The 21,411-nt window shown below is 67.9% G+C and carries 25 protein-coding genes and 1 riboswitch; of the genes, 1 reads left to right on the top strand and 24 read right to left on the bottom strand.

The genetic code is table 11. The annotated features are described in order from the left end of the window. Positions 1–63: 63 nt before the first annotated feature. The 24 genes from MYA_RS01755 to MYA_RS01640 form a co-directional block, all read right to left on the bottom strand. A complete protein-coding gene (locus tag MYA_RS01755) occupies positions 64–429 on the bottom strand; it encodes a phosphoribosyl-ATP diphosphatase (protein WP_011883060.1) in 366 nt (121 codons plus the stop codon). Next, entirely contained in the window at positions 426–842 is a 417-nt protein-coding gene (gene hisI / locus MYA_RS01750; RefSeq protein ID WP_011883059.1) for a phosphoribosyl-AMP cyclohydrolase, read from the bottom strand. The genes MYA_RS01755 and hisI overlap by 4 nt, the downstream gene beginning before the upstream one ends. Beyond that, positions 842–1,615 carry an imidazole glycerol phosphate synthase subunit HisF gene (gene hisF, locus MYA_RS01745; RefSeq protein WP_011883058.1) on the bottom strand — a complete coding sequence of 258 codons (774 nt, stop codon included), beginning with the start codon at positions 1,613–1,615 and terminating at the stop codon, positions 842–844. Before hisF ends, hisI begins: the two co-directional genes overlap by 1 nt. 106 nt (positions 1,616–1,721) lie before the next feature. Beyond that, on the bottom strand, positions 1,722–2,477 hold the full coding sequence (gene hisA / locus MYA_RS01740) for a 1-(5-phosphoribosyl)-5-[(5-phosphoribosylamino)methylideneamino]imidazole-4-carboxamide isomerase (RefSeq protein ID WP_011883057.1): 756 nt from the start codon (positions 2,475–2,477) through the stop codon (positions 1,722–1,724). A gap of 163 nt (positions 2,478–2,640) precedes the next feature. Then, entirely contained in the window at positions 2,641–3,282 is a 642-nt protein-coding gene (gene hisH, locus MYA_RS01735) for an imidazole glycerol phosphate synthase subunit HisH (protein ID WP_011883056.1), read from the bottom strand. Then, positions 3,279–3,899 carry a YchE family NAAT transporter gene (locus MYA_RS01730; protein WP_011883055.1) on the bottom strand — a complete coding sequence of 207 codons (621 nt, stop codon included), beginning with the start codon at positions 3,897–3,899 and terminating at the stop codon, positions 3,279–3,281. The genes hisH and MYA_RS01730 overlap by 4 nt, the downstream gene beginning before the upstream one ends. Before the next feature lie 62 nt (positions 3,900–3,961). After that, on the bottom strand, positions 3,962–4,549 hold the full coding sequence (hisB, locus tag MYA_RS01725) for an imidazoleglycerol-phosphate dehydratase HisB (protein ID WP_006765368.1): 588 nt from the start codon (positions 4,547–4,549) through the stop codon (positions 3,962–3,964). Positions 4,550–4,611: 62 nt separating this feature from the next. Further along, a complete protein-coding gene (gene hisC / locus MYA_RS01720) occupies positions 4,612–5,685 on the bottom strand; it encodes a histidinol-phosphate transaminase (protein WP_011883054.1) in 1,074 nt (357 codons plus the stop codon). Between the two features lie 119 nt (positions 5,686–5,804). Next, on the bottom strand, positions 5,805–7,121 hold the full coding sequence (hisD, locus tag MYA_RS01715; protein ID WP_011883053.1) for a histidinol dehydrogenase: 1,317 nt from the start codon (positions 7,119–7,121) through the stop codon (positions 5,805–5,807). Between the two features lie 24 nt (positions 7,122–7,145). Then, complete coding sequence (gene hisG, locus MYA_RS01710) at positions 7,146–7,799, bottom strand: ATP phosphoribosyltransferase (RefSeq protein WP_011883052.1); 654 nt, start codon at positions 7,797–7,799, stop codon at positions 7,146–7,148. Then, the gene (murA, locus tag MYA_RS01705) at positions 7,796–9,145 is read right to left on the bottom strand and encodes a UDP-N-acetylglucosamine 1-carboxyvinyltransferase (protein ID WP_014722311.1); all 1,350 of its coding nucleotides are present in this window, start codon (positions 9,143–9,145) and stop codon (positions 7,796–7,798) included. Before murA ends, hisG begins: the two co-directional genes overlap by 4 nt. A gap of 13 nt (positions 9,146–9,158) precedes the next feature. Further along, positions 9,159–9,398 carry a BolA family protein gene (locus MYA_RS01700; protein WP_006477131.1) on the bottom strand — a complete coding sequence of 80 codons (240 nt, stop codon included), beginning with the start codon at positions 9,396–9,398 and terminating at the stop codon, positions 9,159–9,161. Between the two features lie 51 nt (positions 9,399–9,449). Continuing rightward, positions 9,450–10,205, bottom strand: a complete 756-nt coding sequence (locus tag MYA_RS01695; RefSeq protein ID WP_011883050.1) for an ABC transporter permease — start codon at positions 10,203–10,205, stop codon at positions 9,450–9,452. Then, a complete protein-coding gene (locus tag MYA_RS01690; protein WP_014722310.1) occupies positions 10,202–11,128 on the bottom strand; it encodes an ABC transporter ATP-binding protein in 927 nt (308 codons plus the stop codon). The genes MYA_RS01695 and MYA_RS01690 overlap by 4 nt, the downstream gene beginning before the upstream one ends. 191 nt (positions 11,129–11,319) lie before the next feature. Continuing rightward, positions 11,320–11,595 (bottom strand): STAS domain-containing protein, encoded by a 276-nt coding sequence (locus MYA_RS01685; protein WP_034193997.1) that lies wholly within the window; start codon positions 11,593–11,595, stop codon positions 11,320–11,322. Continuing rightward, positions 11,592–12,221, bottom strand: coding sequence for an MlaC/ttg2D family ABC transporter substrate-binding protein (locus tag MYA_RS01680; RefSeq protein WP_011883047.1), 630 nt, complete (start codon positions 12,219–12,221; stop codon positions 11,592–11,594). The genes MYA_RS01685 and MYA_RS01680 overlap by 4 nt, the downstream gene beginning before the upstream one ends. 124 nt (positions 12,222–12,345) lie before the next feature. Next, positions 12,346–13,293, bottom strand: a complete 948-nt coding sequence (locus MYA_RS01675) for an MlaA family lipoprotein (protein WP_014722308.1) — start codon at positions 13,291–13,293, stop codon at positions 12,346–12,348. A gap of 32 nt (positions 13,294–13,325) precedes the next feature. Continuing rightward, the gene (gene mlaD / locus MYA_RS01670; RefSeq protein ID WP_034193998.1) at positions 13,326–13,892 is read right to left on the bottom strand and encodes an outer membrane lipid asymmetry maintenance protein MlaD; all 567 of its coding nucleotides are present in this window, start codon (positions 13,890–13,892) and stop codon (positions 13,326–13,328) included. 24 nt (positions 13,893–13,916) lie between these two features. Beyond that, entirely contained in the window at positions 13,917–14,684 is a 768-nt protein-coding gene (mlaE, locus tag MYA_RS01665; RefSeq protein ID WP_011883044.1) for a lipid asymmetry maintenance ABC transporter permease subunit MlaE, read from the bottom strand. Next, positions 14,681–15,502, bottom strand: coding sequence for an ABC transporter ATP-binding protein (locus MYA_RS01660; RefSeq protein WP_011883043.1), 822 nt, complete (start codon positions 15,500–15,502; stop codon positions 14,681–14,683). Before MYA_RS01660 ends, mlaE begins: the two co-directional genes overlap by 4 nt. A gap of 84 nt (positions 15,503–15,586) precedes the next feature. Continuing rightward, complete coding sequence (gene thiE / locus MYA_RS29135; protein WP_034193999.1) at positions 15,587–16,711, bottom strand: thiamine phosphate synthase; 1,125 nt, start codon at positions 16,709–16,711, stop codon at positions 15,587–15,589. Further along, positions 16,708–17,523: a thiazole synthase gene (locus tag MYA_RS01650; protein ID WP_011883041.1), complete on the bottom strand. Its 816-nt coding sequence runs from the start codon at positions 17,521–17,523 to the stop codon at positions 16,708–16,710. Before MYA_RS01650 ends, thiE begins: the two co-directional genes overlap by 4 nt. Before the next feature lie 38 nt (positions 17,524–17,561). Continuing rightward, the gene (gene thiS / locus MYA_RS01645) at positions 17,562–17,759 is read right to left on the bottom strand and encodes a sulfur carrier protein ThiS (protein WP_011883040.1); all 198 of its coding nucleotides are present in this window, start codon (positions 17,757–17,759) and stop codon (positions 17,562–17,564) included. 32 nt (positions 17,760–17,791) lie between these two features. After that, positions 17,792–18,943 carry an FAD-dependent oxidoreductase gene (locus MYA_RS01640; RefSeq protein WP_014722306.1) on the bottom strand — a complete coding sequence of 384 codons (1,152 nt, stop codon included), beginning with the start codon at positions 18,941–18,943 and terminating at the stop codon, positions 17,792–17,794. Between the two features lie 234 nt (positions 18,944–19,177). Next, positions 19,178–19,300, bottom strand: a riboswitch (TPP riboswitch). Positions 19,301–19,569: 269 nt separating this feature from the next. Here MYA_RS01640 and MYA_RS01635 point away from each other — a divergent pair. Further along, positions 19,570–21,336: an ABC transporter ATP-binding protein/permease gene (locus MYA_RS01635; RefSeq protein WP_014722304.1), complete on the top strand. Its 1,767-nt coding sequence runs from the start codon at positions 19,570–19,572 to the stop codon at positions 21,334–21,336. Positions 21,337–21,411: the final 75 nt, after the last annotated feature.

Here is a 21,411-nt window from a genome sequence, read left to right as displayed (position 1 = left end):
TGACAATTCTTACAGCTTACCGCACGGCTGCATGCGCGGCACGCCGCGAATCGTCTGCCGCCGTCAGCCGCCGTTCGCCTCGCGCTCGCGGCGCTTGCGCAGCGCCTTTTCCTCGATGCCCGACAGGCCTTCGCGACGCTCCAGCTCGGCGATCACGTCGGCCGGGCTCAGGTCGAAATGCGACAGCATCACGAGGCAATGGAACCACAGATCGGCCACTTCGCCGACCAGCGCCGTCGGCGCGCCGCCCTGGCGCACGTCCTTCGCGGCCAGCACGACCTCGGTCGCCTCTTCGCCGATCTTCTTCAGCACCGCGTCGTCGCCCTTGTGGAACAGGCGCGATACATAAGATTGCTCGGGGTCGCCGCCCTTGCGGCTATCGATCACGGCCGCGAGGCGCAGCAGCGTGTCTTCGGTCGATTGCGTCATTTGTAGATGTGTTCGGGGTCTTTCAGCACCGGCTCGACCGCGACCCAGTCGCCGTTCTCGACGGTGCCTTCGAATTTCTGGAAGAAGCATGAATGCCGGCCGGTGTGGCAGGCGATGCCCGACACCTGCTCGACCTTCAGCAGCACGACGTCCTCGTCGCAGTCGAGCCGCACCTCGTGCACGTGCTGCACGTGGCCCGACTCCTCGCCCTTGAACCACAGGCGCTTGCGCGAGCGCGAATAGTAGACGGCCCGTTGCGTCTCGATCGTCTTCGCCAGCGCTTCGCGGTTCATCCACGCGAACATCAGCACGTCGTTGGTCGCCGCTTCCTGCGCGATCACCGGCACGAGGCCGTTGTCGTCCCAGCGGACCTTGTCCAGCCATGCAGGCAGGGATTGCGTGTCGGTCGTCATCACAGCCTCACCGCGATGCCCTGGTCGGCCATGAAGTGCTTCGCCTCGCCGACCGTGTGCTCGCCATAGTGGAAGATGCTCGCCGCCAGCACCGCGTCGGCGTGGCCTTGCTTGATGCCGTCCGCGAGATCCTGCAGGCAGCCGACACCGCCCGACGCGATCACCGGCACCGGCACCGCGTCCGACACCGCGCGCGTGAGCGCGAGGTCGAAGCCCGACTTCGTGCCGTCGCGGTCCATGCTCGTGAGCAGGATCTCGCCCGCGCCGAGCTCCGCCATCTTGCGCGCCCATTCGATCGCGTCGAGGCCGGTGGCCTTGCGGCCGCCGTGCGTGAAGACTTCCCAGCGCGGCGCTTCGTTAGGCGCGGACACGCGCTTCGCGTCGATCGCGACGACGATGCACTGCGAGCCGTACTTGTCGGCCGCGTCGCGCACGAGCTGCGGATTGGCGACGGCCGACGAATTCATGCTGACCTTGTCCGCACCCGCGTTCAGCAGGCGCCGCACGTCCTCGACGGCGCGCACGCCGCCGCCGACGGTCAGCGGAATGAACACCTGCGACGCGACCGCTTCGATGATCGGCAGGATCAGGTCGCGCTGGTCGGAGGTCGCGGTGATGTCGAGGAACGTCAGTTCGTCGGCGCCCTGCTCGTCGTAGCGGCGCGCGATTTCGACGGGATCGCCGGCATCGCGCAGCTCGACGAAGTTGACGCCCTTGACGACACGCCCGGCAGTCACGTCCAGGCAGGGGATGATGCGTTTAGCTAGAGCCATGATGTTGCGCCATTGGCCGCGGTGGGACGGCCGGTTGCGAGCGTCTCGCGCGAGACGCCCGATCGGGGCCGCCCGGTGGCGGCCCCGGCGAACGGGACGGGCGCGCTTACGCGTCGTCGAGTTCGCCGTTCAGTTCGTCCGCGCGTTTCTGCGCGGCCGCGAAATCGAGATCGCCGGAGTAGATCGCACGGCCGCAGATCACGCCTTCGACGCCGTGCTCTTCCACTTCGCAGAGATTCTCGATGTCGGTCAGGTTCGACAGGCCGCCGCTCGCGATCACCGGAATGCCGACCGCCTGCGCGAGCTTCACGGTCGCGTCGATGTTGATGCCCTGAAGCATCCCGTCGCGGCCGATATCGGTGTAGACGATCGATTCGACGCCGTAATCCTCGAACTTGCGCGCGAGATCGATCACTTCGTGGCCCGTCAGCTTGCTCCAGCCGTCGGTCGCGACCTTGCCGTCCTTCGCGTCCAGCCCGACGATGATGCTGCCCGAGAACGCGGTGCACGCGTCCTGCAGGAAGCCCGGATTCTTCACGGCGGCGGTGCCGATGATCACGTACGACAGGCCGGCGTCGAGATACTTCTCGATCGTCTCCAGGCTGCGGATGCCGCCGCCCAGCTGCACGGGGATTTCGTCGCCGACCTCTTCGAGGATCGCTTCGATCGCCTCGAGATTCTTCGGCTTGCCGGCGAATGCGCCGTTCAGGTCGACCAGGTGAAGCCGCCGGGCGCCGAGATCGACCCACTTGCGGGCCATCGCCGCCGGGTCCTCGGAGAAAATCGTGGCCTGGTCCATATCGCCCTGTTTGAGGCGCACACACTGACCGTCTTTGAGATCGATGGCCGGAATCAGCAGCATAGCAATCGGGTGTCGTCGTGGAAGATGAAAAGAATCGGGCGCGTACCGGCCAAACCGGTGCCGCGCCGTCTCGCTAGTTTAGTACAACTCTTTCGGTGCAGACGCGTGCGAGCCCCGCGCGACGGGCGTTTGCCGCCCGCCCACTGTGGCTCGGACGCGACGTTCACGGCTGCCAGTGCACGAAGTTGCGATACAGACGCAAGCCGACCTCCGCGCTCTTCTCCGGATGGAATTGGGTCGCGAAGATGTTGTCGCGCGCGACTGCGGACGTAAACGGCGCGCCGTAGGCCGTCTCGCCCACCGTGTGCTGCGGGTTCTCCGGGCTCACGTAGTAGCTGTGCACGAAGTAGAAATACGCGTCGTCGGGCACGCCTTCCCACAGCGGGTGCGAGCGCGACTGATGCACGCGGTTCCAGCCCATCTGCGGCACCTTGAAGCGCGAGCCGTCGTCCTGCAGCCGGCCTTCGAGCTCGAAGCGCAGAACCTTGCCCGGCAACAGGCCGAGGCCCTTCGTGTCGCCTTCCGCGCTCCAGTCGAACAGCATCTGCTCGCCCACGCACACGCCGAGCAGCGGCTTCGTGCGCGACGCCTCGAGCACCGCCTCCTGCAGTCCCGATTCGCCGAGGCAGCGCATGCAGTCGGGCATCGCGCCCTGGCCGGGCAGCACGACGCGGTCGGCCGCGCGAATCGCGGCCGGCGTGTCGACGATCGCCACGTCGGCGGCCGGTTCGGCCTTCTTGAGCGCCTGCGCCACCGAGCGCAGGTTGCCCATCCCATAATCCACAATCGCAATCGAAGTTTTCATCTCAGTGCAGGCAGTAGTGCCCTCAGTCCATTGACGATGAATTCCACCGCCAGCGCCGACAGCATCAGACCCATCAGCCGCGTGGCGATGTTGATGCCGGTGCGGCCGATCCAGTTCGCGATCGGCTCGGCAAGCCGCATCGCGAGGAAACACAGCAGAGCGAGGACCGCGCCGATCGCGACGAGCCCCGCCCGTTCATACCAGTGATGCGAGTTCGCCGCATAGATGATCGCCGTGCTGATCGAGCCGGGGCCCGTCAGCAGCGGAATCGCCAGCGGCACGACCGCGATGTTGTCCTTCAGCTCGGCCTCGTCGCGTTCCTCGGGCGTCGATCGCGTATTGCCGATCTGCGCGTTCAGCATGTTGATCGCCATCAGCAGCATGATGATCCCGCCCCCCACTTCGAGCGAGCCGACCGAAATGCCGAAGAAATCGATGATCTGCTGGCCGAGCAGCGTCGTGATCGTCATCACGCAGAACACCGACACCGACGCGATCCGGATCGTGCGGCGCCGCTCGTGCTCCGTCTGCTGCGCGGTCAGGCTCAGGAAGAACGGCACCGCGCCGACCGGATTGATCAGCGCAAGCAGCGAAATGAACGATTTGAGCAGATCCATCGCGAACCGGCGCGGCGCGCCGAAGCCGTCAGGTTGTCGTTGGCGTCCTGTCCGTCCGGAAGTTAGAGGCTGCCCTTCGTCGACGGAATCTGCCCCGCCGCGCGCTCGTCGAGCTCGACCGCCGCACGCAGCGCGCGACCGAAGGCCTTGAACACCGTTTCGAGCTGATGGTGCGCGTTGATCCCGCGCAGGTTGTCGATGTGCAGCGTGACGCCCGCGTGGTTCACGAACCCGCGGAAGAATTCGATCGACAGGTCGACGTCGAAGGTGCCGATGCGCGCGCGCGTGAACGGCACGTGGAATTCGAGGCCCGGCCGGCCCGAAAAGTCGATCACGACGCGCGACAGCGCCTCGTCGAGCGGCACGTACGAATGGCCGTAGCGCCGGATGCCCTTCTTGTCGCCCACGGCCTTCGCGACCGCCTGGCCGAGCGTGATGCCGACGTCCTCGACCGTATGGTGGTCGTCGATATGCGTGTCGCCATGCGCTTCGACCTCGAGATCGATCAGACCATGGCGCGCGATCTGGTCGAGCATATGGTCGAGAAACGGCACGCCGGTGGCCAGCTTCTGCCGGCCCGTACCGTCGAGGTCGAGCTTCACACGGATCTGCGTTTCGCTGGTATTGCGAACGACTTCCGCCACACGCATGGCAATTCCTTGAATGAGTCTGATGTAAATGGGGGTTGATCGTTGCGCGCCGCGCGCCCGGCTCAACCGGGCAGTGCGAGTTTCAGCGCAGCCAGGAGGCGTGCGTTTTCGTCCGGGGAACCGACGGTCAGTCGCACGCATTCGGCCAACAATGGGTGCATTTTACTCACGTTTTTGATCAACACCCGCTCGGTGAGCAATGCATCGAACACGGCGGCCGCATCGGGCACGCGCACCAGCAGGAAATTGCCGGCGCTCGGGAACACGGTCACGCCCGGCAGCGCGGCGACCGCCTGCGCGACGCGCGTGCGTTCCGCACGCAGCTCGGCTGCCTGCGCGTCGAGCACGTCGAGGTGGTCGAGCAGGAAATCCACGGTCGCCTGCGTCAGCACGTTGATGTTGTACGGCGGGCGCACCTTGTCGAATTCGGTCAGCCACGCGGGCAGCCCGGCGAGATAGCCGAGGCGGATCCCGGCGAGCCCGAGCTTCGACACCGTGCGCATCACGACGACGTTGTCGAACTCGGCCGCGCGCGGCAGCCACGAGTGCTGCGCGAACGGCTGGTACGCCTCGTCGATCACGACGAGGCTGTGCCGCGCAGCCGCGATGATCCGCTCGACGTCGGCTGCGTCGTACAGCGTGCCGGTCGGATTGTTCGGGTACGCCAGATAGACGAGCGCCGGCCGGTGCTCGGCGATCGCCGCGATCATTGCGTCGGCGTCGAGCGTCAGGTCGGCCTTCAGCGGCACGCCGACGAACTCGAGCTGCGCGAACTTCGCCGACAGCTCGTACATCACGAAGCCCGGCACCGGCGCGAGCACCTTCGCGCCCGGCTTCGCGCAGGCGACCGACATCATGCTGATGATCTCGTCGGAGCCGTTGCCGAGCAGCACGTCGCACGCGGCCGGCACGCCCATCGTGCGGCGCAGCTTGTCCAGCAGCGCACCGGGGCGCGGCGCCGGATAGCGGTTCAGCGCGACCTGCGCGAGGCGCTCGCCGAGCGCGGCGGCGAGCGGCGCGGGCAGCGGATACGGGTTTTCCATCGCGTCGAGCTTCACGAAGCCGCTCGCGTCGGGCACCGGGTAGCTCGTCATCGCGAGCACGTCGCGGCGGATGATGTCTTGTGGCGTGGTCATGGTGTCCAGCCGGCGTGCGTCGCGCCGGCATCAAATGGTCGGCAAGGCGGCGGCTGCCGCCCTGCACGGAGTCTCCTCACGCTGCGGCGCCGATGCGTTCGCGTCGGCGCCGGCGCGCGTCATCCCCTCATCCGCAGTTCGGCGCTGCGCGCATGCGCCTGCAGCCCTTCGCCGTAGGCGAGCTCGGAGGCGATCTCGCCGAGCGTCTGCGCGCCTTCGGCGCTGACTTCGATCACGCTCGAGCGCTTGATGAAGTCGTACACGCCGAGCGGCGACGAGAAGCGCGCGGTGCGCGAGGTCGGCAGCACGTGGTTCGGGCCGGCGCAGTAATCGCCGAGGCTCTCGCTCGTGTAGCGGCCGAGGAAGATCGCGCCGGCATGGCGGATCTGCTGGCCCCATTGCTGCGGCTCGAGCGCGGAAATTTCGAGGTGCTCGGGCGCGATGTCGTTCGCGATCCGGCACGCTTCGGCCATGTCGCGCACCTTGATCAGCGCGCCGCGCCCTTCGAGCGACGCGCGGATCACGTCCTGACGCGGCATCGTCGGCAGCAGCTCGTCGATCGCCTTCTCGACGCGCTCGAGGAACGCGCCGTCCGGGCACAGCAGGATCGACTGCGCGAGCTCGTCGTGCTCGGCCTGCGAGAACAGGTCCATCGCAACCCAGCTCGGATCGGTCGTGCCGTCGCACAGCACGAGGATTTCCGACGGGCCGGCGATCATGTCGATGCCGACCGTGCCGAACACGCGGCGCTTCGCCGATGCGACGTACGCATTGCCCGGGCCGCAGATCTTGTCGACCGGCGGCACCGTGGCCGTGCCGTACGCGAGCGCGCCGACCGCCTGCGCGCCGCCGATGGTGAACACGCGATCGACGCCGCCGAGCAGCGCGGCGGCCAGCACGAGGTCGTTCTTCACGCCGTCGGGGGTCGGTACGACCATCACGATCTCGCCGACGCCCGCCACGCGCGCCGGAATCGCGTTCATCAGCACCGACGACGGATAGGCGGCCTTGCCGCCCGGCACGTAGAGCCCGACGCGGTCGAGCGGCGTGATCTTCTGGCCGAGCACCGTGCCGTCGCTTTCCGTGTACTGCCAGCTGTGCGTGCCGCACTCGATCTTCTGCTTCTCGTGGTACGCACGCACGCGTGCGGCCGCGGCTTCGAGCGCCGCGCGCGCCTTCGGCGCGAGGCCGTCGAGCGCGGCCTGCAGCGCGTCCTGCGGCAGTTCGAGCGCGGCGACGCTGTCCGCGTCCAGCCGGTCGAAGCGGTTCGTGTATTCGAGCACCGCGGCGTCGCCGCGCGATTTCACGTCGGCGAGGATCTTCGCGACCGACTGCTCGATCGCTTCGTCCTCGCTCGCCTCGAAGGCGAGCAACGTACGCAGCTCGGCGTCGAAGCCGTCGCGCGTCGAATCGAGTTTGCGGATGGTGATGGCCATGGGAGTTCCGTTACGGTGATGCGCTCAGTTGCCATTCTGCGACGCGCGTTCGAACGCGTCGAGGAACGGCTTGAGCGCCGTGCGCTTCAACTTCAGCGCAGCCTGGTTCACGACGAGGCGCGACGAGATCGACATGATCTCCTCGACCTCGACCAGATTGTTCGCCTTCAGCGTGCCGCCCGAGCTGACCAGGTCGACGATCGCGTCGGCCAGCCCGACGAGCGGCGCGAGCTCCATCGAGCCGTACAGCTTGATGAGGTCGACGTGCACGCCCTTCGCGGCGAAGTGTTCGCGGGCCGTCTCGACGTACTTGGTCGCAACCCGCAGGCGCGCGCCCTGGCGCACCGCGTTCGCATAGTCGAAACCGGCCGGCACCGCCACCGACATCCGGCAGCGGGCAATGTTCAGATCGATCGGTTGATACAGGCCCGAGCCGCCGTGCTCGACCAGCACGTCCTTGCCGGCCACGCCGAAATCGGCCGCGCCGTACTCGACGTAGGTCGGCACGTCGCTCGCGCGCACGATGATCACGCGCAGGTTCGGATCGGTCGTCGGCAGGATCAGCTTGCGCGACGTTTCAGGGTCCTCGGCCACCTGCACGCCGGCGGCTGCCAGCAGCGGCAGGGTTTCCTCGAAAATCCGGCCCTTCGACAGGGCGAGGGTCAACGGCGCGCTCATGCTTGGCTCCCGGAGAGGCGGCGCACGTTGGCGCCGACGGCGGTCAATTTCGTTTCCATGCGGTCGTAGCCGCGGTCCAGATGATAGATGCGGTCGACGAGCGTCTCGCCTTCCGCGCGCAGCCCGGCGATCACGAGGCTCGCCGACGCGCGCAGGTCGGTCGCCATCACGTTCGCGCCGGACAGCTTGTCGACGCCCGTCACGAGCGCGGTGTTGCCGTCGATCGTGATGTTCGCGCCGAGCCGGTTCAGTTCCTGCACGTGCATGAAGCGGTTCTCGAAGATGGTCTCCACCACCTGCGCCGTGCCCGACGCCACCGTATTGAGGGCCATGAACTGCGCCTGCATGTCGGTCGGGAACGCCGGATATTCGGACGTGCGGATCGTCACGGCCGACGGGCGGCGGTCCATCCGCACGCGCAGCCAGCTGTCGCCTTCGTCGATCGACACGCCTGCCTCGCGCAGCTTGTCGATCACCGCGTCGAGAATGTGCGGGCGCACGCCCGTCAGCATCACGTCGCCGCCGGCCGCCGCGACCGCGCACAGGAACGTGCCGGCCTCGATGCGGTCGGGGATCACCGAATGGCGCGCGCCGTGCAGGCGCTCGACGCCCTGGATCACGAGACGGTCGGTGCCGATGCCGTCGATTTTCGCGCCCATCGCGACCAGCAAGTGTGCGAGATCGCTCACTTCGGGCTCGCGCGCCGCGTTCTCGATCACCGTTTCGCCGTCGGCGAGCGTCGCGGCCATCAGCAGGTTTTCCGTCCCCGTGACCGTGATCATGTCGGTGACGATGCGGGCGCCTTTCAGCCGCTTCGCGCGCGCCTCGATGAAGCCGTGCTCGATGCTGATCTCGGCGCCCATCGCCTGCAGGCCCTTGATGTGCTGGTCGACCGGGCGCGCGCCGATCGCGCAGCCGCCCGGCAGCGACACCTTCGCCTCGCCGAAGCGCGCGAGCAGCGGCCCCAGCACGAGGATCGACGCGCGCATCGTCTTGACGAGCTCGTACGGCGCGACCAGGTTGTCGACGCGCGACGCGTCGAGCCGCACGCGGCAGCCGTCCGTTTCGCTCTGCACGCCCATCTGGTTCAGGACCTTCAGCGTGGTGCACACGTCCTTCAGGTTCGGCACGTTGTCGAGCTCGACGGGCTCGGCGCTGAGCAGGCCCGCACAGAGAATCGGCAGCGCCGCATTCTTCGCGCCCGACACGACGATCTCGCCGGACAGCCGGCGGCCGCCTTCGATCACCAGCTTGTCCATCCCGTGTCCCTGCGATTCCCCGTTGGCGGCCGGGTGTGCCGTGGCGACGCTCTCGACGGCGTCGCGCTCGTTGGCGGTGACTTGCACTCAGTGGTTCCGGTTATGCGTTCTGCCATTCGGCGGGCGTCAGCGTCTTCATGCTGAGCGCGTGGATTTCCTGCTTCATGCGATCGCCGAGCGCCGCATAGACGAGCTGGTGCCGCTGGATCGGTCGCTTGCCTTCGAAGGCCGCCGACACGATCGTCGCGAAGAAATGCTGGCCGTCGCCTTCGACTTCCAGATGGGTGCAGGCGAGACCGCCGGCGATGTATTGCTTGACCTGTTCGGGAGTCGGCAACATGAGGGGCTCCTGTCGGCGCGCGCCGCCCGCGGCGGCCGCTGCCTGTCGATATCAATGACGCAGTTTGTAGCCGGTCGCGAGCAGCCGCATCGCGAACATCGCGAGCAGCACGAAGAAACCGGTGACGATCGCGAGGCTCTCGAGCGGGTTGATGTCGGACGCGCCGAAGAACCCGTAACGGAAGCCGTCGATCATGTAGAAAAACGGGTTGAGACGCGAGATCTCGCGCCACACGGGCGGCAGCGAGTGCGTCGAATAGAACACGCCGGACAGGAACGTCAGCGGCATGATCAGGAAGTTCTGGAACGCGGCGAGCTGGTCGAACTTCTCGGCCCAGATCCCGGCGATCAGCCCGAGCGTGCCGAGGATCGCGGATCCGAGCAGCGCGAACGCGATGATGAACAACGGCGCCGCGAAATGCATCGGGATAAACCAGATCGTCACGACGAACACGCCGGTGCCGACCGCGAGCCCGCGCACGACCGAGGCGAGCACGTACGCGCCGAAGATGTCCTTGTAGGACAGCGGCGGCAGCAGCATGAACACGAGGTTGCCGGTGATCTTCGACTGGATCAGCGACGACGAGCTGTTCGCGAATGCGTTCTGCAGCACGCTCATCATCACGAGGCCCGGCACCAGAAAGCTCACGTATTCGACGCCCGGATACACCTCGACGCGGCCCGACAGCGCGTGGCCGAAGATCGTCAGGTACAGCAGCGCCGTGACGATCGGCGCACAGACCGTCTGGAACGACACCTTCCAGAAGCGCAGCAGTTCCTTGTAGAACAGCGTTTGAAACCCGCTCATGCCAAACCCTCGATGACCTCGGCCCCGTTCATCACCTGGACGAACACATCCTCGAGATCCGCCTTGCGGATCTCGATCTCGTCGAACGTGCAGCCGGCCGCGCGGCATTGCGCGAGGATGCGTTCGACATCGTCGTAGTTGGTGAGGCGCAGCAGATGCTCACCCGGCGCGCGCGCGGCCGGATCGGTCTCCAGCCCGCGCAGCTCGACGGGCAGCGCGCCGGTCGCGAGCCGCAGATACAGCTGCAGCCCCGCGAAGCGGCGCAGCAGCGCGTCGGTGCGGTCGAGCGCGACCACTTCGCCGCGACGCAGCATCGCGATGCGGTCGCACAGCGACTCGGCTTCCTCGAGGTAATGGGTCGTGAGGACGATCGTGTGGCCCTCGCGGTTCAGCCGCGAGATGAACTTCCACAGCGTCTGGCGCAGTTCGACGTCGACGCCGGCGGTCGGCTCGTCGAGCACGATCACGGGCGGCCGATGCACGAGCGCCTGCGCGACCAGCACGCGGCGCTTCATCCCGCCCGACAGCGCGCGCATGTTCGCATCGGCCTTCTCGGTGAGGTCGAGATTGGCCATCACCTCGTCGATCCAGTCGTCGTTGCGGCGCAGCCCGAAATAGCCGGACTGGATCCGCAGCGTCTCGCGCACGGTGAAGAACGGATCGAACACGAGCTCCTGCGGCACCACGCCGAGCGCGCGGCGCGCGCCGCGGAAATCCTTGACGACGTCGTGGCCGCGCACCGAAATGCTGCCTTCATCGGCCCGGGCGAGCCCGGCGAGGATGCTGATGAGCGTGGTCTTGCCTGCGCCGTTGGGGCCGAGCAGACCGAAAAACTCGCCTTCCTCGACCGACAGGCTGACGCCCTTGAGCGCCTGAAGCGACTTGTAGCGCTTCTTGACGTGACGGATTTCTATGGCTGACATGACTGTGCGCGGCGCAACGGCCGCGACGCCTATTCTGTGCTTGCTGCGAATGAAAACGGGGCCGGACGCCGATTGGCAGCCCCGCAAAACGCTTGATTATAGGGCAAACCGGCTGGTGGAGCCGGCGCCGACGGCGCGCGGCCCGAAGCGTGCGCGCGCCGGCTGGCGCGGCAGGCTTCGATCGGGCAGCGTCAATGTCGGCCGGTGCCGTCGAGCAGGGCGTCGACGCCGTACGCGCGCGCGAGGCTCGCGAGCTTGGGAGGGAGGTTGACGATGTCGAGCGTCGTGCCGCGCGCTTGGGCGGCACGTTGCCAGGCGAGCAGCACGGCGAGCGCCGACGAATCGAACTGCGTCAGCGTCGCGCAATCGACGGCGCTCGCGCCCGCGTCGATGCGCGCAAGACCGTCCGCGAGCGCGGCCTTCGCGCTCGCGACGGTCATCGAGGAGCCGGCTTGGAAGCCGCTCACGACGCCTGCTTGCCGGCGGCAAGCTCCTGGTTACGCTGCGTGAGGAACTTGATCAGGCCGTCCACGCCGCTTTGCTGGATCTTCTCGTTGAACTGCTGCTGATACGTCTGGATCAGCCACGCGCCGAGCACGTTGAGGTCGTACACCTTCCAGCCGTTGGCCGTCTTGTACAGGCGGTAGTCGATCTGCACCGGCTGGCCGTTGTTCATCGCGACCGTCTTCACGACGACGTCGGTGTCGGCCGGATCGGCGCGGAACGGCGGGTACTGGATCTGCTGGTCGGGCTTGAGCTGCGCGAGCGCGCCCGAGTACGTGCGGATCAGCAGCAGCTTGAACTGCTCCTGAACCTGCTGCTGCTGCTCGGCCGTCGCGGCGCGCCAGTTGCGGCCCATCGCGAGCTGCGTGGTGCGGCGGAAATCGGTGTACGGCAGGATGTCCTTGTTGACGATCGTGATGATGCGGTTGGTGTCGCCCTGCTTGATCGTCTGCTGCTTGACTTCATCGAGCACCTGCTGCGTCGCCGTCTTGATCAAACCCTGCGGATTCGACTGGTCGACTTGCGCGTGCGCCGCGCTGCCGAACGAGAACAACGTCGCGAATACGGGGATCAGGAACAGTTTTTTCATCGTAATGACCTGCGTGAATGAGTCGAGGCAAAGCTTTGAGCCGGTAGCTTACGCGCAAGTTCGCGCGCGCCACCGACTGAATCGTTTCCGGCTGTAACGAATGTAAGCGGCTCAGTGCAGCTTCTCAGTGCAGCTTGATGCTCGGGAAGCGGAAGCCGCCCGGCGACGGCGGCGTCATCTGCATCGCCGGCACGTTCGTCGCGCTCGCCGGGTTCGGCGCCTCGGCGGCGCCGGATGCCGGTGCCGCAATCGCCGCGCCCGACGCACCGGCCGGCGCGGTCGCGCCGCCGACGGCTGCGGCGCCGGCGGCAGCCGGAGCCGCGCCGTCGTCCGGCAGGTCGTACTTCGGCAGCGCATCGCTGCCCGACGCCGTGGCGGCTTCGCCGCGCGCGTTGTTGATCAGCATCTGGCGGCGCTGCAGATACGCGTTGCGGACGAACGAATACTTGTCGAGCGCGGCCGCGTCGAGCACGTCGCCTGCGCCGAGCAGGTTCGCACGCGTGTTCACGAGGTTCACGCCGAACAGGCCCCAGCTCAATCCGTCCGGCTTCACGTAGGTGAGCGGGTTGCCGATGTAGTCGACGCCGAGGCCGGCCGTGTCGCGCAGCGTGCTCGGGCCGAGCAGCGGCAGCACCAGGTACGGGCCGGCCGGCACGCCGTAGCGGCCCATCGTGACGCCGAAGTCGGCCGTGTGCTTCGGCAGTTTCGCGACCGTCGCGACGTCGAACAGGCCGCCGACGCCGAACACCGTGTTGATCACGACCCGCATGATGTCGCCCACCCCGTCGGCGATGCGCAGCTGCACGATGTTGTTCGCGGCGATGTAGACGTCGCCGATGTTCGAGAAGAAGTTGGTCACGCTGTCGCGCACCGGCTGCGGCACCACGTATTGATAGCCCTTCGCCACCGGCTTCAGCGCGTACGTGTCGACGGTGTCGTTGAACTTGTACATCGACCGGTTGAAGCCCTCGAGCGGATCGCCCTTGGTCGGCGTCTGCACGGTCGCGCAACCGCTCAACGCGGCGACTGCCGCCACGGCCAGCGCGGCATGTCTGATGCGGATCGTCTGCATGGTCATTACCCTCTTCTCTTGTTCTCGTGTGGTTATTGGGCGGCCGAGCCGGACACCGCGGAGGCCGGCACCGCCACCGGTGCGGGCGCGGGCGCGGCCGGTGCAGCCGGCGCCGCGGCGGCGGGCTTCGCGCCGCCCGCGTCGGCCGCCTTGCTGTACAGGAACTGGCCGATCAGGTTCTCGAGCACGATCGCCGACTGCGTCATCGTGATCGTATCGCCCGACTTCAACATTTCCGTGTCGCCGCCCGGATCGAGGCCGATGTACTGCTCGCCGAGCAGCCCGGACGTCAGGATCTTCGCCGACGAATCCTTCGGGAACTGGTATTGGCCGTCGACGTCGATCGTCACGACCGCCTGGTACGTGTTGGTGTCGAAGCCGACCGACTTCACGCGGCCGACCACGACGCCCGCGCTCTTCACGGCCGCGCGCGGCTTCAGCCCGCCGATGTTGTCGAATTTCATCCGCACCGAGTAGGTCGGCTGAAACGACAGCGAGCTCATGTTGCCGACCTTGAGCGCAAGGAACAGCACGGCAAGGAAGCCCACCACCACGAACAGGCCGACCCAGAAGTCGAGAGCAGTCTTTTTCATCGTCATTCCAAAATTTGGCTTGGCTGAGGCTTAGCTGAACATCAGCGCGGTCAGCAGGAAATCGAGGCCGAGTACGGCGAGCGACGCGAACACGACCGTCTTGGTCGTCGCGCGCGACACGCCCTCGGGCGTGGGCTTCGCTTCATACCCCTGAAACAGCGCAATGAAGGTGACGGCGAATCCGAACACGATGCTCTTGATCACGCCGTTGCCGACGTCGGCCCAGACCTCGACACCGCCCTGCATCTGCGACCAGAACGCGCCCGGATCGACGCCGATCAGCACCACGCCGACGAAATAGCCGCCGAGCACGCCGACCGCGTTGAAGATCGCCGCGAGCAGCGGCATCGCGATGATGCCGGCCCACAGGCGCGGCGCGATCACCGTCTTCAGCGGGTCGACGGCCATCATCTCGAGCGCGGTCAGCTGTTCGCCGGCCTTCATCAGGCCGATTTCGGCGGTCAGCGACGTGCCGGCGCGGCCCGCGAACAGCAGCGCGGTCACGACCGGCCCCAGTTCGCGCACCAGCGACAGCGCGACGAGCAGCCCGAGTGCCTGCTCGGACCCGTAGCGATTCAGCGTGTAGTAGCCCTGCAGCCCGAGCACGAAGCCGACGAACAGCCCCGACACGGCGATGATCACGAACGAGTAGTTGCCGAGGAAGTGGATCTGCTTGGTGACGAGCCGAGGCCGGCGCAGCAGCGGGAAGAATTCCAGCACGAGGCGCACGAACAACCGCGTGCCGTAGCCCGCGCGCTCGAGGCCGCCGATGACGTAACGTCCGATCGCGCTGATCATGCGCGTCCTCCGCCGAGCCCGAAATCCGCCGCCAGCGGCGCGCTCGTGTAATGAAATTTGTACGGGCCGTCCGGCGCGCCGTCGATGAACTGGCGCACGCTCGGATCGGTCGATGCGCGCAGCTCGGCCGGCGTGCCCTGCGCGAGCACGCCGCCATTGGCCAGGAAGTACACGTAGTCGGCGATCGCGAACGATTCGGGCACGTCGTGCGTGACGAGGATCGACGTCGCGCCGAGCGCCTCGTTCAGCGTGCGGATCAGGTTCGCGGTGATGCCGAGCGAGATCGGATCGAGGCCGGCGAACGGCTCGTCGTACATGATCAGCTCGGGATCGAGCGCGATCGCGCGCGCGAGCGCGATGCGTCGCGCCATCCCGCCCGATACCTCGGACGGCATCAGGTCGCGGGCGCCGCGCAGCCCGACCGCGTTCAGCTTCATCAGCACGAGATCGCGGATCAGGTCGTCGGGCAGGTCGGTGTGCTCACGCAGCGCGAACGCGACGTTCTCGAACACCGACATGTCGGTAAACAGCGCGCCGAACTGGAACAGCATGCCCATCTTGCGGCGCAGCGCGTACAGGCCATCGCGCGTCTGGGCGCCGACGTCGGCGCCGTCGAACAGCACCTGGCCGCGGCTCGCGCGCACCAGGCCGCCGATCAGCCGCAGCACGGTCGTCTTGCCGCAACCCGACCCGCCCATCACGGCCACGACCCGGCCGCGCCCGAAGCGCATGTTCAGGTTCGACAGCACGAGGCGGTCGCCGTAGCCGAAGTCGACGTCGCGAAGTTCCAGCAGTGTGTCGGGAGGAGTGGGGCTCACGGAGCTGACAGTCCTTTTACGCAGAACGCCGAATTATAGGGCCTGCATCGGAATGATGTCGCGACGGCGTTTCGAGCCCTGCGGTCAACGATTGTCAAATTGTCGGGCAAACCATTGCTGCAACGCAATAACCGCCGCCCGATAATCGGCCGCGCCCGTGATGGCGCTGACCACCGCGACGCTGCCGACGCCCGTCGCCAGCACGTCCGGCAGCACGTCCAGGCTGACGCCGCCGATCGCCACCAGCGGCGCACGCGCCGCCGCGAAGCGCGCATAGCGCGCGATCCGCGCGAGGCCCTGCGGCGGCGCGGCGACCGCCTTGGTCGCGGTCGCGAACACGGGACCGAGCGCCAGATAGCTCGGGCGCTCGTGCAACGCGCGCAACATCTCGTAATAACCGTGGCTCGACAGTCCGAGCCGCAGGCCGGCCCGCGCGATGGTCGCGAGATCGGCCGTGTCGAGGTCTTCCTGGCCCAGATGTACGCCGTACGCGCCTTCTTCTACGGCGATCTGCCAGTGATCGTTGATGAACACGCGCGCATCCGGATAGCGCCGGCCTGCTGCCACCGCGCGCGCGATCTCGCGGCGCAGCGCGTCCGGAGTCGCGCCCTTGACCCGCAGCTGCACGGTGCGCACGCCGCAATCGAGCAGGCGTTCGACCCATTCGGCGTCGGGCACCACCGGATACAGGCCCAGTTGCGCCGGACACGGCGGGAACGCGGGCTCCGGCGCGGCCGGCAGGCCGGCTACGCGCGGGAATCGTGCCGGGTCGACGGGCCAGGGGTCCGCGTCGCCGGTTTCGTCGCCGTCGCGCCACGCCAGCGCGAGCACCAGCGCGTCGAGCGGCGCGAAGCCGCAATCGAGGAACGCCGCGAGCGCGGCGATCCAGTCGTCGGCGAGCGGATGGGCACCTTCGAGCGCATGGCGCGCGCCGGCGGCATGCAGCACCGCGCCGCGCTCGTCGAATTCGATCGCGACCGCGTCGGCGGACGCCGGGCGCGATGCGGCCGACGCGCGCACCTGGGCCGCCCGGTCGCCGGCCGACACGATCAGCACGTCGCCGTCGGCCGGCACGTCCGGCGCGGCGACGCAGATGCGCCACGGCGTCGCCGCGGCCGGCCAGTCGCCCAGGCGCGCGCGAATCCGCTCGGCCGCCTCGGCCAGTTCGTCGGCCGGCGGCCAGAACGCGTCGGCGAAGCGCGCGCTCATGCGCCGCCTCCGTCCTGGTGCCAGAACGGCATGCCGACGACCGGCGTGCTCGCATGCGCGGTCTCGCGCGCGTCCATCGGGCCGGCCAGGTATGCGGCGCGGCCGGCTTCGACGCCCTGGGCGAACGCACGCGCCATGATCTCCGGATGCGTGGCCTGCGACACGGCCGTGTTCAGCAGCACGCCGTCGAAGCCCCACTCCATCACCTGGCACGCATGCGACGGCACGCCGAGCCCGGCGTCGACGATCAGCGGCACGTCGGGCAGCCGTTCGCGCAGCACGCGCAGCCCGTACGGGTTCACGACGCCCTTGCCGGTGCCGATCGGCGCGCCCCACGGCATCAGCGCCTCGCAGCCGACGTCGAGCAGGCGGCGGCCGATCACGAGATCCTCGGTGCAGTACGGAAGCACCTTGAAGCCGTCCTTGACCAGTTGCGCGGCTGCCTCGATCAGCCCGACCGGGTCGGGCTGCAGCGTGTAGTCGTCGCCGATCAGCTCCAGCTTGATCCAGTCGGTGTCGAACACCTCGCGCGCCATGTGCGCGGTCGTCACGGCCTCGGCGACGGTCTGGCAGCCGGCCGTGTTCGGCAGCAGCGGCACCGCGTGGCGCTTGAGCAGATCGAAGAAGCCGGCCTCGGCGGTGCCGCCCGTCATCTGCCGGCGCAGCGCGACGGTCACCATCCCGGGGCGCGACGCGTCGATCGAATCGGACAGCGACTGCAGCGACGGATAGCGCGACGTGCCGAGCAGTACGCGGCTTGCGAAGGTTGCGCCGTAGAGCGTGAGTGCGTCGGCGGAAGTGTGGGACGTCATGTCGTTTTCCTGGAAGAGCGGGGGCAACGCGGCGACGCTCAGCCGCCTGCGACGGGATGCACCACGTCGAGCTTGTCGCCCGCCGCGAGTGCGCGCGCCGCATGCTGCGTGCGCGCGACGAACGTGCCGTTCAGCGCGACCGCGTACGGCGGGCGCGCGCCGTACGCGGCGAGCGCATCGGCGACGGTCGCGCCGTCGGGCAGCGTCAGGGTCTGCTGGTTGATCTGGATATCCATGAGGCTCGGTCGGATTCGGTCGGCGGCGCGCGTCAGGCCGGCTGGCGCGCGTCGTCGCGGTGATGAAGGAGCGTCGGCCAGCGCGCGGCGTCGCGCCACGCGGCAAACGCGTCGGCATCGGCGAACGCGCCGCCGAGCGCCGCCTGCGCGAGCGCGGCGGCCGCCTGCGCGACTTCCGGCGCGATCATGAAGCCGTGCCGGTACAGGCCGTTGACCGCGAGCGTCGTCGCGCCGTCCCAGATCACCGCGGGGCGGTGATCGGGCAGCGTCGGGCGGCACTGCGAATTCAGTTCGAGGATGCGCGCCTCGCCGAACGCCGGGTGCACGGAGAACGCCGCGCTCAGCAGCTCGAGCGCCGAGCGCACGCTGACGGGCGACATGTCCTCGCCTTCCACCTCGGTCGCGCCGATCACGTACAGGTCGTCCTGCTTCGGCGCGATGTACAGCGGATAGCGCGGATGCAGCAGCCGCACCGGCCGCGTGAGGCCGATGCCGGGCGCGTGCACGCGCGCGACTTCGCCGCGGATGCCGCGCAGCGCCGGCAGCGCCGGTTTCGCGCCGAGCCCGCGGCAATCGATCGTGAAATGCGCGTCGGGACGGTTCGCGTCGTCGATCGTCGCGTGCCAGTGCAGCTCGACGCTGCGTTGCGCGAGGCCGGCCGCCAGCGCGTGCAGCGCCTGCCGGTTGTCGAGCTGCCCTTCGCGCGGCAGCATCAGGCCGCGCGCGAAGCGGCCGGCGAGCGCGGGCTCGGCCGCATCCACCTGCGCGCCGGCCAGCGCCACGAAGCCGCCGTCGAACAGCTCGGCCGGCGCGTTCGCGCGCACGCGGCGCTCGAACAGCGGCGCTTCCGCGCGATCGGCGTGATGCCAGACGACCAGCGTGCCGCGATGCTGGAAGAACACGGGTTCCGGCAACTCGGCGAGCCATTGCGGCCAGCGCGCGAGCGACGCGACACCGAGCTCGGTGATCAGCAGCTCGGCGCTCGCCGCCTCGGCGACGGGCGCGAGCATCGCGGCGGCGATCCATGCGGCCGACTGCTCGCCGCCGGGGCCGCCGCGCTCGTACAGGGCGACGCGATGCCTGTCGCCGGCGAGCCGCCAGGCGACCAGGCGGCCGACGAGGCCGCCGCCGAGTACCGCGAAATCCGGGCGCGACGCGCCGAGGTTCGACGTGCGGAGATTCATCGTGCGCCCTCCATGCGAAGCGCGCGGGCCTGAACGGCCGACGCAGGCGCGTGCGCGCCGCCTCGTGCAGACGCACGCGGCAGCGGATCGGGAACAGCGAAAAAGACTGAAGATTGAGCGGTCATCATTCCTTCCGTAACGCGCGATGCGCGTACCCAAAAGGACGAAACCGGCAGCAAAGGCCGGCCGGGCGGGACTCGGGCGCTGACCATGTGGGATGGCGGCCAGCGCGGCCCGGCGGGATCAGAAACTTCCCTCGCCGGTATTACCCGGATCGGGTGCGAAGGGTCTTTCTCAGCCTCGCAGCGCTGCCCGGAACTACCCGCGGCCGCACTCGAAGCACCCCTGTTTCGTCGTCGGCCATTAGACCATAAAAGCGGAAAGCGCCGCAAACTGTCCCCGTGCGGCAAATTCGCCCGTCGCAGCGCGCCGCTCTGGCACAATGCCCGCAGGCCGGCTGCGCGAGCGGCCGGTTGCCGCGTCACCGCCGGCCTTAAGTGCCGTTTAAGGCGCGCGGGCGACCATCCCGACGCCCGCTGTCGGTCGGCACCTCGTCGCCGGCATCTCCTATCGCGGCGCGCGTCCGGTCCGCCCGGCCCGCGCGCCGGCCACTCACCAGGAAGCACATGACCCAATCGATCGATCCCGTCCGCTCCGACGCCGCGCCGCAGGACGAGCGCCCGGTATCCGCGTGGAGCCTCATCAAGCCCTACTGGGTGTCGTCCGAATGGAAGGTCGCGTGGGGGCTGTTGATCACGATCGTCGCGATCAACCTCTGCGTGGTCTGGATCAACGTCAAACTGAACAAGTGGAACGCGCAGTTCTACAACGCGCTGCAGTCGAAGGACGTCCACGAATTCCCGAACCTGCTGATGCAGTTCTCCGCGCTCGCGTTCGGCTTCATCATCCTTGCGGTGTACGGCCGCTACCTGCGCCAGATGCTCGGCTTCCGCTGGCGCCAATGGCTCACCGACCGCATTCTGGGCCAGTGGCTCGGCGATCGCGCGTTCTACCGGATCGAGCGCGACCACCTCGCCGACAACCCCGACCAGCGGATCACCGACGACCTCCAGTCGTTCGCGACGACGACGCTCGCGCTGTCGCTCGACCTGCTGTCGACGGTCGTCACGCTCGTGTCGTTCATCACGATCCTGTGGTCGCTTGCCGGCGCGTTGAGCGTCTCGCTCGGCGCGACGCCGATCACGATTCCCGGCTACATGGTGTGGGCGGCCGCACTGTACGCAGTGGTCGGCTCGGTGATCATCCAGAAGGTCGGTCACCCGCTCGTGTCGATCAACTACCAGCAGCAGCGCGTCGAGGCCGACTTCCGCTTCGGGCTGATCCGCGTGCGCGAGAACGCCGAGCAGATCGCGTTCTACGACGGCGAGAAAACCGAGACCGCCAACGCGCAGGGCCTGTTCATGCGCATTCGCGACAACTGGTGGCGCGTGATGAAATACACGAAGCGCCTCACGTTCGTGCTGAGCTTCTACGGGCAGATCGCGATGATTTTCCCGCTCGTCGTCGCGGCGCCGCGCTATTTCGCGGGTGCCTTCTCGTTCGGCGTGCTGATGCAGATCTCGTCCGCGTTCAACACCGTCAGCGATTCGTTCTCGTGGTTCATCAACAGCTACGGCACCCTCGTCGAATGGCGCGCGACCGTCAACCGTCTGCGCGAATTCAAGCGCGTGATGGGCACGTCGCATCTGAAGGAAAGCCTGTCGCCCGCGACCGAGCATGGCGGCATCAACCTGCACTACGTCGATGCGGCGAAGCTGTCGACGTCGTCGCTGAAGCTCGCGCTGCCGAACGGCACCGCGCTCGCGAACATCGGCAACGTGACGATCGAGCCGGGCTCGCGCTGGCTGGTGGTCGGCAAGTCGGGTTCCGGCAAGAGCACCTTCATGCGCGCGCTCGCGGGCCTGTGGCCGTTTGGCGACGGCGCGATCGACGCGCCGGTCGGCGCGCGGTTGATGTTCGTGCCGCAGACGAGCTATCTGCCGATCGGCACGCTGAAGGCCGCACTCACCTATCCGGCCGCGCCCGATGCCTTCACCGACGACGCATGCCGCGACGCGCTGCGCGCGTGCCGCCTCGAAGGCTACGTCGACCGTCTGGACGAAACCGGCCACTGGACGCGCGTGCTGTCGCCGGGCGAACAGCAGCGGCTCGCGGGTGCGCGCGTGCTGCTGCACAAGCCCGACTTCCTGTTCCTCGACGAAGCGACGAGCGCGCTCGACGCCGACAACGAAGCGCGGCTCTATCACTTGTTCGCCGAACGGCTGCCGAAAGCGGCGATCGTCAGCATCGCGCATCGCGAGGCGCTGGCTGAGTTCCACGTCGGCACGATCAACGTCGAGCGCGTGAACGACGACGACAAGGTTGCCGCGTAGCGCCCTGTAACGCTGCGTTCCTGCATGGCGCGGCATTCCTGAGTAGCGCTGCACTCGTTATGCAGCGAAGCAACG

The organism is Burkholderia sp. KJ006 (genome assembly GCF_000262695.1).
Classification (GTDB): domain Bacteria; phylum Pseudomonadota; class Gammaproteobacteria; order Burkholderiales; family Burkholderiaceae; genus Burkholderia; species Burkholderia vietnamiensis.
The sequence above is the reverse complement of the archived record's forward strand: the minus strand, read 5'-3'. Positions and strand labels throughout refer to the sequence as shown.

Bases quoted from the DNA above. Each gene is read 5' to 3' on its own strand.
- MYA_RS01755 (WP_011883060.1), bottom strand. From the start codon at position 429: ATGACGCAATCGACCGAAGACACGCTGCTGCGCCTCGCGGCCGTGATC.
- hisI (WP_011883059.1), bottom strand. From the start codon at position 842: ATGACGACCGACACGCAATCCCTGCCTGCATGGCTGGACAAGGTCCGC.
- hisF (WP_011883058.1), bottom strand. From the start codon at position 1,615: ATGGCTCTAGCTAAACGCATCATCCCCTGCCTGGACGTGACTGCCGGG.
- hisA (WP_011883057.1), bottom strand. From the start codon at position 2,477: ATGCTGCTGATTCCGGCCATCGATCTCAAAGACGGTCAGTGTGTGCGC.
- hisH (WP_011883056.1), bottom strand. From the start codon at position 3,282: ATGAAAACTTCGATTGCGATTGTGGATTATGGGATGGGCAACCTGCGC.
- MYA_RS01730 (WP_011883055.1), bottom strand. From the start codon at position 3,899: ATGGATCTGCTCAAATCGTTCATTTCGCTGCTTGCGCTGATCAATCCG.
- hisB (WP_006765368.1), bottom strand. From the start codon at position 4,549: ATGCGTGTGGCGGAAGTCGTTCGCAATACCAGCGAAACGCAGATCCGT.
- hisC (WP_011883054.1), bottom strand. From the start codon at position 5,685: ATGACCACGCCACAAGACATCATCCGCCGCGACGTGCTCGCGATGACG.
- hisD (WP_011883053.1), bottom strand. From the start codon at position 7,121: ATGGCCATCACCATCCGCAAACTCGATTCGACGCGCGACGGCTTCGAC.
- hisG (WP_011883052.1), bottom strand. From the start codon at position 7,799: ATGAGCGCGCCGTTGACCCTCGCCCTGTCGAAGGGCCGGATTTTCGAG.
- MYA_RS01700 (WP_006477131.1), bottom strand. From the start codon at position 9,398: ATGTTGCCGACTCCCGAACAGGTCAAGCAATACATCGCCGGCGGTCTC.
- MYA_RS01695 (WP_011883050.1), bottom strand. From the start codon at position 10,205: ATGAGCGGGTTTCAAACGCTGTTCTACAAGGAACTGCTGCGCTTCTGG.
- MYA_RS01690 (WP_014722310.1), bottom strand. From the start codon at position 11,128: ATGTCAGCCATAGAAATCCGTCACGTCAAGAAGCGCTACAAGTCGCTT.
- MYA_RS01680 (WP_011883047.1), bottom strand. From the start codon at position 12,221: ATGAAAAAACTGTTCCTGATCCCCGTATTCGCGACGTTGTTCTCGTTC.
- MYA_RS01675 (WP_014722308.1), bottom strand. From the start codon at position 13,293: ATGCAGACGATCCGCATCAGACATGCCGCGCTGGCCGTGGCGGCAGTC.
- mlaD (WP_034193998.1), bottom strand. From the start codon at position 13,892: ATGACGATGAAAAAGACTGCTCTCGACTTCTGGGTCGGCCTGTTCGTG.
- mlaE (WP_011883044.1), bottom strand. From the start codon at position 14,684: ATGATCAGCGCGATCGGACGTTACGTCATCGGCGGCCTCGAGCGCGCG.
- thiE (WP_034193999.1), bottom strand. From the start codon at position 16,711: ATGAGCGCGCGCTTCGCCGACGCGTTCTGGCCGCCGGCCGACGAACTG.
- MYA_RS01650 (WP_011883041.1), bottom strand. From the start codon at position 17,523: ATGACGTCCCACACTTCCGCCGACGCACTCACGCTCTACGGCGCAACC.
- thiS (WP_011883040.1), bottom strand. From the start codon at position 17,759: ATGGATATCCAGATCAACCAGCAGACCCTGACGCTGCCCGACGGCGCG.
- MYA_RS01640 (WP_014722306.1), bottom strand. From the start codon at position 18,943: ATGAATCTCCGCACGTCGAACCTCGGCGCGTCGCGCCCGGATTTCGCG.
- MYA_RS01635 (WP_014722304.1), top strand. From the start codon at position 19,570: ATGACCCAATCGATCGATCCCGTCCGCTCCGACGCCGCGCCGCAGGAC.